Annotated in this window: 11 protein-coding genes; 7 read left to right on the top strand and 4 right to left on the bottom strand. The window is 69.9% G+C overall.

The genetic code is table 11. The annotated features are described in order from the left end of the window. Positions 1-123 precede the first annotated feature (123 nt). The 6 genes from AB0N07_RS43315 to AB0N07_RS43340 all read left to right on the top strand — a co-directional run bounded on the left by AB0N07_RS43315 (position 124) and on the right by AB0N07_RS43340 (position 6,308). Positions 124-639 carry a hypothetical protein gene (locus AB0N07_RS43315; protein ID WP_365845112.1) on the top strand — a complete coding sequence of 172 codons (516 nt, stop codon included), beginning with the start codon at positions 124-126 and terminating at the stop codon, positions 637-639. Next, positions 627-1,310 carry a cupredoxin family copper-binding protein gene (locus tag AB0N07_RS43320; protein ID WP_365845114.1) on the top strand — a complete coding sequence of 228 codons (684 nt, stop codon included), beginning with the start codon at positions 627-629 and terminating at the stop codon, positions 1,308-1,310. Before AB0N07_RS43315 ends, AB0N07_RS43320 begins: the two co-directional genes overlap by 13 nt. 449 nt (positions 1,311-1,759) lie before the next feature. Continuing rightward, positions 1,760-2,197 (top strand): Fur family transcriptional regulator, encoded by a 438-nt coding sequence (locus AB0N07_RS43325; RefSeq protein ID WP_099931868.1) that lies wholly within the window; start codon positions 1,760-1,762, stop codon positions 2,195-2,197. Positions 2,198-2,220: 23 nt separating this feature from the next. Then, on the top strand, positions 2,221-4,416 hold the full coding sequence (katG, locus tag AB0N07_RS43330; RefSeq protein WP_365845116.1) for a catalase/peroxidase HPI: 2,196 nt from the start codon (positions 2,221-2,223) through the stop codon (positions 4,414-4,416). Positions 4,417-4,844: 428 nt separating this feature from the next. Next, entirely contained in the window at positions 4,845-5,291 is a 447-nt protein-coding gene (locus AB0N07_RS43335; RefSeq protein WP_365845118.1) for a hypothetical protein, read from the top strand. A 96-nt stretch (positions 5,292-5,387) separates the two neighbouring features. Beyond that, complete coding sequence (locus AB0N07_RS43340; RefSeq protein ID WP_365845120.1) at positions 5,388-6,308, top strand: hypothetical protein; 921 nt, start codon at positions 5,388-5,390, stop codon at positions 6,306-6,308. A 270-nt stretch (positions 6,309-6,578) separates the two neighbouring features. Here AB0N07_RS43340 and AB0N07_RS43345 read toward each other — a convergent pair whose 3' ends face one another. From AB0N07_RS43345 to AB0N07_RS43360, 4 genes are all read right to left on the bottom strand, one after another. Next, the gene (locus AB0N07_RS43345; RefSeq protein ID WP_365845122.1) at positions 6,579-9,476 is read right to left on the bottom strand and encodes a non-ribosomal peptide synthetase; all 2,898 of its coding nucleotides are present in this window, start codon (positions 9,474-9,476) and stop codon (positions 6,579-6,581) included. A 59-nt stretch (positions 9,477-9,535) separates the two neighbouring features. Then, a complete protein-coding gene (locus AB0N07_RS43350) occupies positions 9,536-10,384 on the bottom strand; it encodes a mycofactocin-coupled SDR family oxidoreductase (protein WP_365845124.1) in 849 nt (282 codons plus the stop codon). Next, positions 10,381-11,088 (bottom strand): alpha/beta fold hydrolase, encoded by a 708-nt coding sequence (locus AB0N07_RS43355; protein WP_365845126.1) that lies wholly within the window; start codon positions 11,086-11,088, stop codon positions 10,381-10,383. Before AB0N07_RS43355 ends, AB0N07_RS43350 begins: the two co-directional genes overlap by 4 nt. 271 nt (positions 11,089-11,359) lie before the next feature. Further along, positions 11,360-12,028 (bottom strand): LmbU family transcriptional regulator, encoded by a 669-nt coding sequence (locus AB0N07_RS43360; protein ID WP_365845128.1) that lies wholly within the window; start codon positions 12,026-12,028, stop codon positions 11,360-11,362. 610 nt (positions 12,029-12,638) lie between these two features. On the opposite strand from AB0N07_RS43360, the gene AB0N07_RS43365 reads away from it, so the two are divergent. Next, positions 12,639-15,812, top strand: a complete 3,174-nt coding sequence (locus AB0N07_RS43365; protein WP_365845137.1) for a condensation domain-containing protein — start codon at positions 12,639-12,641, stop codon at positions 15,810-15,812. Positions 15,813-16,351 lie beyond the last annotated feature (539 nt).

Raw genomic sequence — 16,351 nt, forward strand, 5'->3', positions numbered from 1 at the left:
TCGCGGGCCAGACGGCCGGCTCCCGCGGATCCCCACTCGAAGCGGATCCCGGTGCCGGTCTGCAGCCCGCCGCTCGCTCCATTCTCCCCGCCCGTCACTCCGCTCGCCCATCGAGGTGCCGAGATGACCACCGAGACCCGCCCCACCGCCGTCCTGCCCCCGGCCCGCCCGGGCCCCGACTGGCTGCCCGAACCCGGCACCTACAGTGCCGCCCCGGACCGCTGCATCGTCGAACTGACCGCCCGTTTCGGCCCGTTGACCACCCTGCGCCGCCGGCTCACCGCCCTGGACGCGACCCTCACCGTGGCGCCCGACTCCGACGACTGTGTGCTGAGCCTGGAACTGGCCGGCCGGCCGCTGGGCGGCAGGGTGCTCACCTTCGTCAGTACCAGCCTCACGCCCACGGACGAGGCCACCCGGCTGCACGTCCCCGGCGAACTGGCCCTGGCCGGCGATCCGACCCCGGCCCTCTTCGGCTTCCGTGTCGTCGAGCGGACCGCCGACCGCCTCCTGGTCCTCGGCACGCTCCGGCTGCCGTACCGCCTCCTGCGCCGTACGACCGGCCTCGCCCTGCCCCGCATCCGTCCTGCAGACCGCATCCGGCTGCTCGTAGCCGCGGAGTTCACATGCCCCGTCTGACCGCCCTCCTCGGCGCCCTCTTCCTGGCGGGCGCCGCGCTCGTCCTGCCGGCCCCCGCGGTGCAGGCGGCCGCCGGCCACCAAGTCGTGATGTCCGGCTACGCGTTCTCGCCCCGCACCCTGACCATCACCGCCGGGGACACCGTCACCTGGACCAACCAGGACCAGGCGCCCCATGACGTCGAGACCACCTCCGGCCCCGCCTCCGTCCACTCCCCGATGCTCAGCAAGGGCGGCAGCTGGAGCCACACGTTCACCGCGCCGGGGACCTACGGCTACCTCTGCACCGTGCATCCGGGCATGACGGCCCGGCTCGTCGTGGAGGCGGCCGCCGCGCCCGCGCCCACCGTCCGGCAACACCAGCACCCGACGGCCGCCGCACCCACCGGCCGGGCCGCCGGCGCGATGCCCTCGTCCATGCACATGGGCCACAGCGCCGAGGCCGCCGCCCCCGGAGCCGCCAAGACCCCGTCCCCCTCCCCCACGGCCTCCGCCTCCGCCGCCGTGGCGGCACAGCCCGCCGTGGACAACGCCGCCTCCGCCACCCGTCCCCTCAGCCCCCTCCTCCTCCTCACCGGCGTCGTGGCAGGCGTGGCCGTCCTGTGCCTGCTCCTGGTCGGTTCCCGCTCGGCCGCCGCGGCATCCCGGAACGAGGAGGCGGGTACGGGCTGACCTCACACCGGGCCCGGTCACGCCTGGCGCAGCACCACCAGCACGACCAGCGGCACGGTTGCGCCCGCGCTCGTCCCGTGGGCGACGACCGCCGAGCGGAAAGTGGCGCTCGGCGGTCCGTGCGCCCCGGGAGCGCCGTCCCGAGCTGGGCAGGCGGCGCAGCAGCATCATGAGCCCGAACGCGGCGACCACCAGCACCACATGCCCCACGACGAGCCACAGCGGCAGCCGCGTCATCCCCGGCGTGCGCTGCCGCAGGCCGCCGAGCGCAGGCAGCGAGCGCAGAACGGACATCCATTCACTGATTCACCCGTAGGCGTGAACAGTGGTGCGAATCCCTTGCCGGCCCTTGATCTGCGGGGATTCCCCCGGAGGTCATCGCCCGGCCACCAAACCTGTCTCGTTCGTTTTCTTGAATCATTCGTGTTTGTGCGGGTAGCTTGGGTGCCATGACTTCACCCCAGACTCCGACCACCGCCGAGGAGCTGCGCGGTGCCGGCCTGCGGGTGACGGCCGCCCGCGTCGCGCTGCTCGAGACCGTCCGCGAGGGTGACCACCTCGGCGTCGAGGCGATCGCCTCGGGTGTGCGGGACCGTGTGGGCCACATATCCCTGCAAGCCGTGTACGAGGCGCTGCACGCCCTCACCACGGCCGGACTGGTACGTCGCATCGAGCCGCCGGGCAGCCCGGCCCGGTTCGAGGGCAGGGTCGGGGACAACCACCACCACCTGGTGTGCCGCTCGTGCGCCGCCGTCCTCGACGTCGACTGCGCGGTCGGTCATGCCCCCTGTCTCACCGCTTCGGACGACCGAGGCTTCGCGATCGACGAGGCCGAGGTCATCTACTGGGGCCTGTGCCCCGACTGTTCCACCGCTCGCACGGCCTGAGCACCAACCCCGGAAGGATTCCCATGTCTGAGAACAACGCCGCTGAAGCAAAGTGCCCGGTGGCGCACGATCGCGCCCTGCACCCCACCCAGGGCGGTGGAAACCGCCAGTGGTGGCCGGAGCGGCTCAACCTGAAGATCCTTGCCAAGAACCCTGCCGTGGCCAACCCGCTCGGTGAGGAGTTCGACTACGCCGAGGCGTTCAAGAGCCTCGACCTCCCGGCCGTGAAACAGGACATCGCCGAGATCCTGACGGACTCGAAGGACTGGTGGCCGGCCGACTTCGGGCACTACGGCCCGTTCATGATCCGTATGGCCTGGCACAGCGCGGGCACCTACCGCATCAGCGACGGCCGTGGCGGCGCCGGTGCCGGCCAGCAGCGCTTCGCCCCGCTGAACAGCTGGCCGGACAACGGCAACCTGGACAAGGCCCGCCGTCTGCTGTGGCCGGTGAAGAAGAAGTACGGCAAGAGCCTGTCCTGGGCCGACCTGATGATCCTCGCGGGCAACGTGGCGCTGGAGTCCATGGGCTTCAAGACCTTCGGCTTCGGCGGTGGCCGTGAGGACGTCTGGGAGTCGGAGGAGGACGTCTACTGGGGCCCCGAGAAGGTCTGGCTCGACGACCAGCGCTACACCGGCGACCGTGAGCTGGAGAGCCCGCTCGGCGCGGTCCAGATGGGTCTGATCTACGTCAACCCGGAGGGCCCGAACGGCAACCCGGACCCGATCGCCGCGGCCCGCGACATCCGTGAGACCTTCCGCCGCATGGCGATGGACGACGAGGAGACCGTCGCCCTCATCGCCGGTGGTCACACCTTCGGCAAGACCCACGGCGCGGGCCCGGCCGACCACGTCGGCGCCGACCCCGAGGCCGCCCCGATCGAGGCCCAGGGTCTCGGCTGGAAGAGCACCTACGGCTCCGGCAAGGCCGGCGACGCGATCACCTCCGGCCTGGAGGTCACCTGGACCGCCACGCCGACCCAGTGGGGCAACGGGTTCTTCAAGAACCTCTTCGAGTACGAGTACGAGCTCACCGAGAGCCCGGCCGGCGCGAAGCAGTGGGTCGCGAAGGACGCCGAGGCGATCATCCCCGACGCCCACGACGCGTCGAAGAAGAAGCTCCCGACGATGCTCACCACCGACCTCTCGCTGCGCTTCGACCCGGTCTACGGGCCGATCTCGCGCCGCTTCTACGAGAACCCGGAGGAGTTCGCGGACGCCTTCGCCCGCGCCTGGTACAAGCTGACCCACCGTGACATGGGTCCGAAGTCGCTGTACCTCGGCCCGGAGGTCCCGGCGGAGACCCTGCTGTGGCAGGACCCGCTGCCGGAGGCGGAGGGCGAGCCCATCGACGCCGCCGATGTCGCGGCGCTCAAGGCCAAGCTGCTGGAGTCGGGTCTGTCCGTGGCCCAGCTGGTGTCCACCGCGTGGGCGTCGGCCTCGACGTACCGCAACAGCGACAAGCGCGGCGGTGCCAACGGCGCCCGTATCCGTCTGCAGCCGCAGGCCGGCTGGGAGGTCAACGAGCCCGACCAGCTGGCTCAGGTCCTGCGTGTCCTCGAGGGCATCCAGGCGGAGTTCAACGCGAACTCCGGTGCCAAGAAGGTCTCCCTGGCCGACCTGATCGTCCTCGGCGGTGCCGCCGCCGTGGAGAAGGCCGCCAAGGACGCCGGTCACGACATCGAGGTGCCCTTCACCCCGGGCCGTGTGGACGCCACGGAGGAGCACACCGACGCGGAGTCCTTCGCCGCGCTGGAGCCCACCGCCGACGGTTTCCGCAACTACCTGGGCAAGGGCAACCGCCTGCCGGCCGAGTTCCTGCTGCTCGACAAGGCCAACCTGCTGGGCCTGAGCGCCCCCGAGCTGACCGTCCTCGTCGGCGGCCTGCGCGTCCTCGGCGCCAACCACCAGCAGACCGCGCACGGCGTCTTCACCGACACCCCGGGCAAGCTGACGAACGACTTCTTCGTCAACCTGCTCGACCTGGGCCACACGTGGTCGCCGGTCTCCGAGGACCAGACGGTCTTCGAGTGCCGCGACGACGCGACCGGCGAGGTCAAGTGGACCGGTACCCGTGCCGACCTGGTCTTCGGCTCGAACTCCGAGCTGCGCGCGCTCGCCGAGGTCTACGCGGCCGACGACGCGAAGGAGAAGTTCGTGAACGACTTCGTCGCGGCGTGGGTCAAGGTGTCGAACGCGGACCGCTTCGACATCGCCTGATCCGCACGGTCAGCCGGCTCGGTCACCGAGCAGGGCCACTGACGTCCGGGCCGTCCCGCAGGGGGCGGCCCGGACGTCGCCTTTTGCGCCCATACGTCTTCCGCCACCGCGCCAGGTGACGGGCATCGCCCTGTCCGTGGCCGCTGACCCCCATCGTCGAGGGCCGCGCGCCCCTCGACGATGCCCTGGACACCCGGGCGGCGGCCGCGTCGGCGACGGCCCGGGCGACGGGGGTGCTCGGAGGCGAGCTCCAGGGCACCGGCCAGGCGCAGGACGTCCGCCTCGTCCATACCTTGGGCGGCGGTGTGCACGGCCGGCGGGGTCATACGGCCGGTGGTGACCGCGCCGGTGAGGCCCGCACCGCCGCTTTCACCGTGCGGACCCAGCCGCGCGACGGCGCTGGGCGCCCGGCTGCGTAAGGTGAACCCGTGATTGCCACGCAGCCCGCCCCGCACACGGCCGGGGCCCGCCACCGCAGAGTGGTGCGGCCGGCCGTGCTGGTGGCGGTGCTGCTCGGGCTGTTCCTCATGCACGGCGGCCCGGCCGCGGCCGACGGCGGCTGCCACGGGGCCATGGCGGACACGGCGGTCACGCAACCGGCGCCGACCACGATGGCAGCGCACTCGGCCGGCCACTCCAGGACCGCGGGCGACAAGGCAGCTCCGCGCGCGGACGAGACCATGCGGGGCGCGCTGTGCGTGGCCACCCCGCCCCGCTCGGCGATCCCGCTGCCGCCGCTCGCCGCGGCCGCCCTGGTCCTGCCCGTCGCCGCCCTGCTGCCGCGGGCCCCGCGGGCCTACACGGGCACCCGCCGCAGAGGACCACCCCTCGGCGGACGCCAACTCCTCCTCCAGGCGTGCATCGCACGGACGTGACGAACCCCCCGGACACCGGCTCACCGCCGCGGTCCGGCACCGGTCCCACGTTCGTCACTCGCGCCCCATTGCGGCGCCCACCTGGAAAGACACCTCATGTCCAAGCGCTCTCGGACGCCCCGCCGCCTCCTCATGGCGGCTGCCACCATCTCGGTACTGACCCTCGCGCTGACCGCCTGCGGTTCGGGCACCGGCTCCGGCCACGGCTCCACCATGCCCGGCATGGACCACGGCAAGACGCCGTCCCCCTCCGCATCGGCCGACGCCATGGCGTCGATGCCAGGCATGGACACCGCCGCCACCGGAAACGGCCTTTCCGCCGCCCGTGACGGCTACCGCATGACCTCCAGCACCGCCGGCCTCCCCGCCGACCGGTCGGCCGACTTCCGCTTCACCGTCACCGGCCCGGACGGCAAGCCGGTCACCGACTTCACCGTCGACCAGACCAAGCGGATGCACTTCTACGCCGTCCGCACCGACCTCACCGGCTTCCAGCACCTGCACCCCACCATGGCGAAGAACGGCACCTGGACCGCGCCACTCGCCGCGCTGAGGCCTGGCAGCTGGCGGCTGTACACCTCCTTCACCCCGGCCACCGGCTCAGGCAAGGGCAAGGACTTCGTCCTCAGCCGCACGGTGAAGGTCTCCGGCATGCCGATGACCACCTCCCTGCCCAAGGCGTCCGGCACCGCCACCGTCGACGGCTACACGATCGCGGTGAAGGGCGACCTGATGGCCGGCACGGCCCGCCGGCTGACCGCCACCGTCACCAAGAACGGCAAGCCGGTCACCGACCTCCAGCCCTACCTGGAGACCTACGCCCACCTCACCGCCTTCCACCAGGGCGACCTCTCCTTCGCCCATCTCCACCCGGAGGCCAGGGCGGACGGCGACCACGGCGGGCCCGCGCTCACCTTCCACGCCGAGTTCGCCCAGTCCGGAAACTGGCGGCTCTTCCTGCAGTTCCAGACCGGCGGCAGGCTGCACACCGCAGCGCTCACCCTCCACGTGAACTGACCGCCGCACCCGTCGAGGGCCGGCCCGTTCCCCCTGCCGGGGACGGGCCGGCCCCTACGGGCACCCGACACCGGCCGACGCCCCGGTCGTCATCGCCTCCCCCTCCAGCGCCCTGGCCTTCGCACGCCTCTTCAGCTCGGCCAGGCAGCTTCCCGCTGCCGCGCACCGTCCGAGCCGGTCCGTCGCACCCGGCACGCGGGGCGGACCAGGCACGACAGGCCGCACACAGCACGTCGTCAAGTGAGCACCGGTCCCGTGCCTGCGACCAGGTCAGCTCCGCGCGCCACCAGTGGCAGCCAGGGCGTCGGAACCGAGAGTGATCCGCTCCCTGACCATCTGGATGAACTGTCGTGCGAAGGAGTTCCGGTAGAAATCCCGCACGGCGATCTTCGGTACACCGAGCTCCTTGACCTCGGCCAGCACGCGGACGACCAGCAGCGAATTGCCTCCCAGCGCGAAGAAATTGTCCTCAGGGCCCACCTGCGTGCCCAGGTGCCGGCTCCAGATGTCCAGCAAGTCGCGCTCCAGCCGGTCGGCGGACCCGGTCTCGACGGGATCCGGGGACTTTGTCAGGGCCGGCCGAGCGGCCGTCGGTGCGGGGAGCTGTGCGACATCGACCTTCCCGTTGATCGTCAAAGGGATGGCATCGAGTTCCGTGACCGTGGCCGGGACCATGTAGTCGGGCAGAAGCCGCCTGGCATGCTCCGCAACCATGGCCACTGTCGTGTCCCTCTTGAGCACTACGTAGGCATCCAGCCGGTCGCCTGCCCGATCGCCGCTCTCGTCGTGGTGGACGACCACGGTCGCCCCGGAGACCGATGGTGCTCCGAGCAGGACGTTGCGGATCTCGTCCAGCTCGATCCGGTACCCGCGGATCTTCACCTGGCTGTCGATCCTGCCCAGGTGTTCCAGGCATCCGTCGGGCCTCATGCGGCCCTTGTCGCCACTGCGGTAGATCCGCTCACCGGTCACCGGGTCGATGACGAAACGTTGCGCCGTGAGCTCCGGCTGCCCCCGGTAGTGACGGGCGACTCCAGCCCCGCCGACCCAGATCTCGCCCGCCGCTCCCACCGGCAGAACCTCTCCTCGCGGTCCACGTACGGACACCGACCAGCCGGGGAGCGCCGGGCCCACCGACCGGCTCCCCCGCAGAGCCGCCTGAGGCGTCACGGTCTGCGCCGTCACGTGCACGGTGGTCTCCGTGATCCCGAACATGTTGACCAGACGGCACTCCGCCTGCGGGTGGCGGGCGAACCAGGGCAGCAGCTCACGGGCGTCCAGCGGCTCACCGCCGAAGATCACCAGGCGCACCGCGAGCTCGGCGGGCGATTCCCGGTCCTGTGCGATCAGGGGCAGGAAGGCGGAGGGCGTCTGGTTGAGCACGGTGACGCGTCGTTCGGCGAGCAGTGCGTGGAACTCCCCCGTGTCCCGTGTGATCCAGAAGGGCACCACCACGAGTTGCCCGCCCGTCAGCAGACAGCCCCAGATCTCCCAGACGGAGAAGTCGAAGGCGCTGGAGTGGAACATCGTCCAGACGTCGTCCGCTCCGAGCTCGAAGTCCTCGGCCGTGCCGTCGACCAGGGCCAGCACGTTGCGGTGCGGGACGACGACGCCCTTGGGCCGCCCCGTCGATCCGGACGTGTAGATGATGTAGGCGGGGTCGTTCTCGTCGCAGGACGTGGTCCGGCCGCGGGAGACGCTCCGCCCGCCGAGCCGGAGCAGTTCCTCGGGGGGCACGGGCCGAACGTCCTCGACTACCGGGAACACGTCGGCTGCGGCGACAACGACGCGCGCCCCGGCGCTGCCGACCGTGTAACGCAGGCGCTCGTGCGGGTACTCGACGTCCATGGGTACGTAGGCGCAGCCGGACTTGAGTATCGCGAGCAAGGTGACGACGAGGGTCGCGTCGCGCTCCAGGCACACGCCGACCACGCTCCCCGGAACCGCCCCCGAGCAGCGCAGCCCCTCGGCCATGAGTTCGGCCTGCTCATCGAGCTGGCGATAGGTCAGAGTGCGGGTGCCGTCCGTGACGGCGACCGCGTCCGGATGGCGGCGTACCAGGTCCTCGAAGCGCCCGTGGACGGTCGAGCCGGTCGTGGGGGTCGCGGCGACCGGAGGAGTCGCTCCCCGCCGCACGATCTCCGCGGCGCGTTCGGGCGGCATCAGGGGGGTGGCCGACAGCGGCAGTCCTTCCCCGGACTCGCCCAGATCCGCCAACCACTGTGCGACATGGGCCACCTGCTCGGCGAAGGCGCGCGCGGACCGCGGATCGATCGCACCCTCGTCGTACCAGCAGGTGCCGACCCAGGACCGGTCCGGGCGCTGCTCGGCCTGGAGCGTGAGGGGGAAGACGGGCGCGAGGCAGGGGTAGTACTGCCGCGCGTCGTCCCACTCGCCGAAGACCATGCCCACAGGAATCGCGCGGCCACCCCTGGGTTCTGTCGCCGGTTCGCCGGCCGGCTCCGGTGTCTCGGGCACACCGGCGAGGAACCCGGCGACGGACATGGTCTCGTCGTACTTGAACACATACTTGGACGGCGCGTCCGGTCCTGCCGCGTCAGGATCGAGCAGGGCGATCTGCGGTGTCTCCTCGGCGTCGTACCGGGCCAGGACGATGGCGGTCGCGGAAATCAACAGCTTCTGGTCCACCGGGTTTTCGCAGACCGTCGTGGAGAAACGGGCCGCGCCGACGAGACCGCGGCGCGCGAGGTCACCGAGGCCCCACTCCGGCCCCGCCAGTGGGGCGGCCCCCGCCCCGCTCGTTTCCCGCGCGGTGCCATGCCGACCCGCCCGGGGCAGGGAACCGCCGGTGAGAAATCCGGCCAGGTCGCTCAGTGCCGCCCGGGACAGGGCGCCACGGGCGGCGACCAGCACCAGATCGGCGACGTCGTCCGTATGCCGCACGAGCGTGATACGCAGCCGCGGACCGGAGACGGCACGCAGCGGCCGACGGGCTTCCTGTTCCGCGTACTGCTGCGCCGCCGGTGCCGTCGAGCGCTCCGGGGTGCGCCGTTCCCACAGCACGCCTTCGGCGAGTTCGCCGACCTGTTCCAACCGTCGCCGAAGCTCACTGCTGCTGGGTGGCTGCGGGCACCTGACCGTCAAGCTGTGGCACATGGCGGCCTGCTCGTGGCACTGCAGCGGCACGGACCAGCGGGCTGTCGCCATGGGGGAACTCCTGTCGGTGCGCCGAGGAGGGTGCAGGGAACTAGGTCGGCCGACGCGGGTCAGCGCGCGGTGAAGCCCCCGTCGACCGTCAGTACGCTGCCGGTCACTTGAGGGGAGTCGTCACCTGCGAGCCAGAGGGCGGCGCCGGCGATGTCGGAGGGAGCGATGAGCGAGTTCATCGGCTGCGCCTGGACGAAGACCCTCTCGTGGTCTTCCACGGCCACGTCCAGGGAGCGAGCGATCTCGGACAGCATCCGGCCGTCGACCGTCGGGTCGTCCGCGACGGAGCCCGGGCAGAGGGCGTTGACCCGGACCTGGTGCGGCCCGTAGTCGAGAGCCGCGGCCTTGGTCAGCCCTATCAGCCCGTGCTTGGCGGCGACATACCCCGCGAAGTGCCGATAGCCGACCAGGCCGGCGGTGGACGAGACGTTGATGATGCTGCCTCGCCGCTGCGCGATCATCGTCGGCGCCACGGCTTTGATCATGCGCCACGCGCCGGAGAGGTCGACGTCGAGCATCAGACACCACTCGTCCTCGGTGATCTCGTGGACGGCCTTTCCCGAAGGAGCGGCAATGCCCGCGTTGTTGACGACGACATCGATACGGCCGAAGCGGTCGAGCGCCTTCTCAACGGCCGGCGTGACACTGCGGCGTACGTCGACGGACTCCGCCAGCACCGCCGCGCCGCGCTCCTCGCAGAGCTTGGCGGTGTGCGTGAGCTGACCGCTCGTCGACAGGGGGTAGGGGACGCCCTCGATGTCCTCGCACACATCGAGCAGAACGAGGTCGGCTCCCTCTTCCGCGAACCGCAGCGCACAGGCGCGTCCCAGGCCACGGCCCGCGCCGGTGATCACCGCGGTCCGGCCCTGCAGGGCCGCACCTGCGGCGCTTCTCCTGTCGCGCCTCATGTGCGGGCGCCTCGCGCCGCGGCGTCGATGACAGCGAGCAATTCCTGTTCCCTGTCGGTCAGATACATGTGTCCGCCCGCGAGTTCCTTCAGCTCGAACGGTCCGGTCGTCGCCGTCTCCCAGGTCGCGCACTGCGCCCGGCTCACCAGGGCGTCGTCGGTCCCGCGCAGGGCGGTGACAGGCAGCGTCAACGGCTCGTCCGAAACGGGTCGGTAGTCCTCGTGCAGGGCTACGTCCGCCCGTAGCAACGGAAGCAGCACCTCCCGCAGCTCGGGGTCGTCGAGTGCCGCATGCCGGTATCCGGCGAGCTCCGCGACCCGCTCCACGAAGGTGTCGTCGTCGAGTTCCGCGGTCCGCCCGGTGCGACCGCTCCCCGGACCGGGGGACCCGCTCACGAAGAGGTGCTCCAGCGCGGTGAAGCCCTGCGCCTGGAGTTCACGAGCCGCCTCGTAGGCGAGAACGGCGCCGAGACTGTGCCCGAAGAGCGCCACTCGTTCCGCACCGCCGACCAGGCGGAGCGCGGCGCCGGCAAGGTCCTTGGCCGCCTCCGCGGCGTCCTTGTACGGGTCCTCCAGAAAACGCTCCTCCCGGCCCGGCATCTGCAGCGGGACGATCCGAAGACCCTGCTCACCGCCGTTCGGCCAGGCCCTGTAGAAGCCGGCGCCGCTCCCGGCGAAGGGTACGCACAACAATGACAGGGTCACTTATCATCCTCATACTTGGAATGCCATTCGCCCAACAACGCCTTCATCAACATGGACACCGATTGAACACGTCCAGACAAATGATGAATCCTGGTTTGCATTGCCGATGAAAACCTTGTCCCGCCGGCGGGACAGCCGAAGGCATTTACCTGGGCCTGGCCAACGGCGAGTGACAGCATTCGCCGTGGCTTGCTTTCGGGACGGTACCGGCGGCCACCGCACGTCGAGAAGGCACCCAGGAGGTCTCCCGACGTGCGACGGCACCCTCTCCTCAAGCCCCGCCGGCAGCCCGCCGCAGTATCTCCATCGCCCAGGTCTCGACCGGCGCGCCTTCCTTCCTGGCAGCGGTCCGGATCTGTGCCAGGATTTCGGCCGGGAGTTCAATGTGCAGCAGGCCCGCTTCGGGCGAGGGGCCGGCATCGCTCCGGTCCGGGCCCGAGCCGGATCCGGTCGCCGCGGGTTCGACCTGCTCCGAGGCCGAACCGGCCCCGGCGGGACCGACTTCGTCCAGCTCAGCGCGTCTCTCGGGCTCGGTCATCTCGCCCTGCCGCGCACGGAGGCTGCTACGAACCTCCCCGCGAAGCTTGTTCCTGCTCCAGCCCATCGTCTCCGCTTTCCTCAGCCAGTAGTCCTGTTCCGGCTGATCGAGCGCCACCACTTCAAGGTGATGACTGAAGCTCAGATTCTGCCGCCTGCGGGTCAGGGGGAACTTGCGCGCGACCCACGTATAGTTACGAAGCGTCTGATAGCTGAGCGACGTGCGCTTGATGGCTTCGTGGTAACGGTCCTGGAACTCGGATTCACCATAAACCAGCCAGTCGGCGACCCACCAGGTAGAAGAGTCCGCGAAAGACAGCAGTCCGGTCCCGACTTGCTCCCACATATTGAGGCTCTGCCTGGCCGTGAACGACAAGCCGGACTTGTGGAACTGCACGCCCATGCTCAGCAGCTGTCCCGCAGTGCTTGCCGTTGCAACATTCCGCGCAGTTGTCTCGTTTGTCCTCTTTGTTAGGATAGCAGTGCGCAACGATCCCCCGTTGGTTGATGCTTTCGCTGTATAGGCCAACCGTAACAGTTGGACGTCATCCACGGCGTAATTGTGCGCGATACGCGGGCCGCCCGCTACGGCACGGACGGGTCGACCCGGGACCCGGGAGCCGTTCACCGATAACAGGCTTTCTTTAAGTAAAATCCCTCTCGCGCCGACTCCCTCATTTGCGTCACCCATTTCCACGCCGCCCCGTACCACCCATCGGACAATTCACCACGTTCCCGGCCGATCGGTGCGGGAGTGCGTCTGCGTCCGGGCGGTGTCTCGCCGGCGAGACACGTGACCGGGGCGAGTGAGACCGTCTGACACACGCTCGAACGATTGCGTTGATCGAGTCTGAAAATAAGGTGTTCCCGAAGGAACGGCCGATCGATAGGGGAGGGCCGCCGTGCCCCGGACACGTCACGCACATGGGCTGGATATGCCGGATCTTGAGGGTGACGGTCTCGCGGGCGAGCGTGATTCGCGTATGGTTCCCGCCTCATCGGCGCAGCGCAGGATGTACTTCTCCTCGGTGCTGCGACCGAACAACTCGTCTGACGTCTGGAGGCCGGTTCTCACCGTCGTTGGAGATCTCTCGACGGCCAGGCTGGAGCGCGCGCTTCAGGTGCTGCGCAGTAGGCACGAGGCGTTTCGAACCACATTCCTGGAGCGCGGCGGCGAAGTCTTCCAATTGGTGCACGAGGAGAACGGCGACGCCACGCAGCCGGTCCTGATCGATTTCGTGGAGGCCGAGGGCGACTCGCAGGACGAGCGCCGAGCGTGGGCAGACGCAGAGGCCAGGAGGGTCGTCGACCTCCCGTTCGACATTTCGTCGGGCCCGCTCTGGCGAACGTCGGTGATACGGATATCGCCGAGCCTCCACCTGCTGGTCTTCGCGTTCCACCACATCATCACGGACGAAGTTTCCGGGAAGGTGTTCGCCGAAGAACTCGGTCTCGCCTACGCGGACCCGCACGCGCCCGCCCTCGCGGTGCCGGCCGCACAGTACGCCGACTTCTGCCTGACGGAGAACGCCTCCGAGGTGGATGAGGCCGCGCTGGATTACTGGCGCGGCCAGCTGGCAGGCATCCAGCCGGCGTCGATGCCCGAGGACGGAGACGAGATCCCGGGCCGAATGATCGGATCGAGGTTGCCGATCACCGTCCCGCAGAATGTGGTGGCAGAATTCGAAGAGTTCTGCCGGGCTCGCTCGGTGACCCCCTTCGCCGGACTGCTGTCCGTGTACTTCGTGCTGCTCCAGCGTTGGGCGGGAACGAGCGACATATCGGTCGGAACGCAGACGCTCGGCCGACCGAGCCCAGAACTCTTCGGAACGATCGGATTCTTCTCCAATACGGTGGCGCTACGCTGCCAGGTGGATCCCGCACTGACCTTCGATCAGCTTCTCGATCTCGTGAGCGAAACGGTTCACGACGCACTGGACTACCAGGACGTTCCGTTCGAGGTGGTGGTGGGCGCACTGGCTCCCGAGCGTGACGCCGACCGCAACCCCCTGTTCCAGGCTGCCATCACCTACGGCATGCTCGACCTGAGCGACGTATGGGCACTCGAAGGTCTCCAGGTGACGCTCCTGCCGGAGCCTGCGGAACTGTCGGGGCTTCAGTTCGACCTGTCGCTGGACGTACAGCGGCTGGCAGGCGAAGTCTCGATCAACGTCGAATTCAACCGACAGCGGTTCTCCGAGGCAGCCATGCAGCGGTTCGCCAAGGCCTACGGCGACCTGATGGGCTCACTCAGCAGGCACCCCGATGTCGCGCTCGGCAGCATCCCGGTGCTCGACCGCGCCGCGCTGACGGAAACGCTGGCGCTCGGCGCGAGCGGTGAACCGGAGGGCGGCCGTACTCCCTCGGAAGCCACGTCCGCGTGGAACCTTTTCGAGCGGACCGCGGCCGCCGTGCCCGAACGGGAGGCAGTCGTCGCGGACGGCGCGCGGCTCACCTTCGCCGAACTGGCCGACCGGGCACGGACGATGGCCGCGGGCCTCGGGGCTCGCGGTGTGCGGACCGACACCGTGGTGGGGATCTGCCTGGACAGGCACAGCGATCTGATCGTCGCGATGCTCGCCACCTGGTGCGCGGGTGGCGCCTTCCTGCTGCTGGATCCGCAACAGCCCGAGTTCCGCCGCCGCCTGCTCCTCAAGGAGGCGGGCGTCGCCCTCGTCATCACGGACGAGGCGTTCGCCGAGGTGGAGGCCGTCTCGGCGGCCGCCCTCCTCGCGGACGCGGAGAAGACCTCCGGAGCCGATCCGGCCGACGGCTGCTTCGCGCGTCGCCCGGCCACCGCTCCGGCCTACGTGGTCTTCACACCGGGTGCCACAGGACAGCCGAGGGGTGTGGTCATCGATCAGGCGAGCATTCTCGCGCTCGCCACCACCCAACTGGCGCCGGTGTACGCGCGTTTGCCCGAAGGCCGTCAGGTGAATGTCGGTGCGCTGAGTTCCCTGACCTCCGGCGTGTTCGTCAACCACTGTCTCGGCATGATCGCCTTCGGGCACCGGCTGCTGCTGATCGACGAAGAGGAGCGAACGGACCCGTATCAGCTCCTCGCCCGCGGTTCTGATCCAGAAACGGCGATCGATGTACTCGACTGTGCGAGCGACCGGCTGGAAATGCTGGTCGACGACGGCCTCCTGACGCTCCCGCACCCGCCGAAGATCGTGGTGATCGGTGGCGAGAGACCGTCCGACCGGCTGTGGCAGCGCCTGCACGACCAGCCCGGGCTGCTCGCGTTCCACGCTTACGGCGTCAACGAGTGCACCGTCGAGTCGGCCAGGGCGGAGATTCGCGAACACCCGGAGCCGGTGGCCGGGCGCGCGGCCGGCACGTCACGGCTCTACGTCGTCGACGACCAGTTGCAGTTGCTGCCGCCCATGTTCTTCGGTGAGATCTGCATCGGTGGACTCGGCGTGGCCCAGGGGTATGCGGGACAGCCGGCGCACACCAGCGAGCGATTCGTGGCCGACCCGTTCAGCCATGTCCCCGGACGGCGCATGTACCGCACCGGCGACAAGGGCCGGCTGCGTCCCGACGGGCAGTTGGAACTGTGGGGGCGCCTCGATGACCAGGTCAAGATCCGCGGCCTGCGCATGGAGCCGGCCGAAGTGGAGGGCGTGCTGCTCGAGCATCCCGCCATCGCCCACGCCGCGGTCGTGGCGACCCGGGCCGGCACCCGCATGGCCGAACTGGTGGCGTACGTCGTGCCCGGTGACGAAGGCCAGGACGCGCTGACGCCCGCCACCGTCCGGGAGTTCCTGCGCGGCAGGCTCCCCTCCGCACTGTTGCCCGACCGGGTGCAGGTTCTCGCCGCCCTTCCGACCACGCCCGACGGGAAGCTGGACCGCAAGACACTGTCGGGCGGCGCGCCGTCGAGCACCATGTCGGACACCGTCCGAAGCGTCTCGGCGTCCGCCGACCCCCGTGAGCGGCAGCTGTGCCAGATCGTGGCCGAGGTGATCGGCGTTTCACAGCCGGGCGTCGACGACAACTTCTTCGATCTCGGCGGAGATTCGCTGCTCGCCATGATCGTCATCGGTCGGGTGCGCGCCGTCATGGGCTGTGAGCTGCGGCTGCGGGCGTTCTTCGAAATGCGGTCGCTCGGGGAGCTCGCCGCTCAGCTCAGTGCCGAGGACAGCGCGCCCCGGCCCGTGCTGGGCAGGAGAGCGGGCTCATGACGGTGGCGACGCGTTCGTACTCAGAGTGCGTTTGATCTGGGCGGTTGGTCGTTCATGCCTTAGCGGGTTCCTCGCCGGCTGGTGACCTGCTCAGCTGCAGTGAGCCTTTCCCAGCGAGCCATTTCAGCGCTGCCGCTCCAGGGTGAGGACAGCGCCCGGGTGACGAATTGCCGGGTCGGCATGAGCTCACGACCCGGTGGATGTCCGAGGGTGCGTCGTCACCCACGAACCGGCGCCGATGCAGGCCCGGCCGGCGATGGGCGGTGCCGACAGGCGTCGAACACCTCCCTCAACGCGGCGCGGGAGCCTTGTCCGTTGCGTACGTCTACGTCGTCACCCGGTCAGAGGCCATACTGCAAAGCCTCAGTGACCATCGTCGCCCTGCCGGCCACCCCGCGGGCCGCACGCACACATCAGGGCCCGGCGGCCTGCGGCCGCCCGCCGCCCCCCCTCTCAAAAACCCGAGCCCAACGCCCGGGCTAGGAGCCCCCACAAGCCCACCCCCCCCCCCCCACCCCCGGGGGGGGACCCCCACATAA

The sequence above is a fragment of the Streptomyces sp. NPDC051172 genome (assembly GCF_040682555.1).
Lineage (GTDB): Bacteria > Actinomycetota > Actinomycetes > Streptomycetales > Streptomycetaceae > Streptomyces.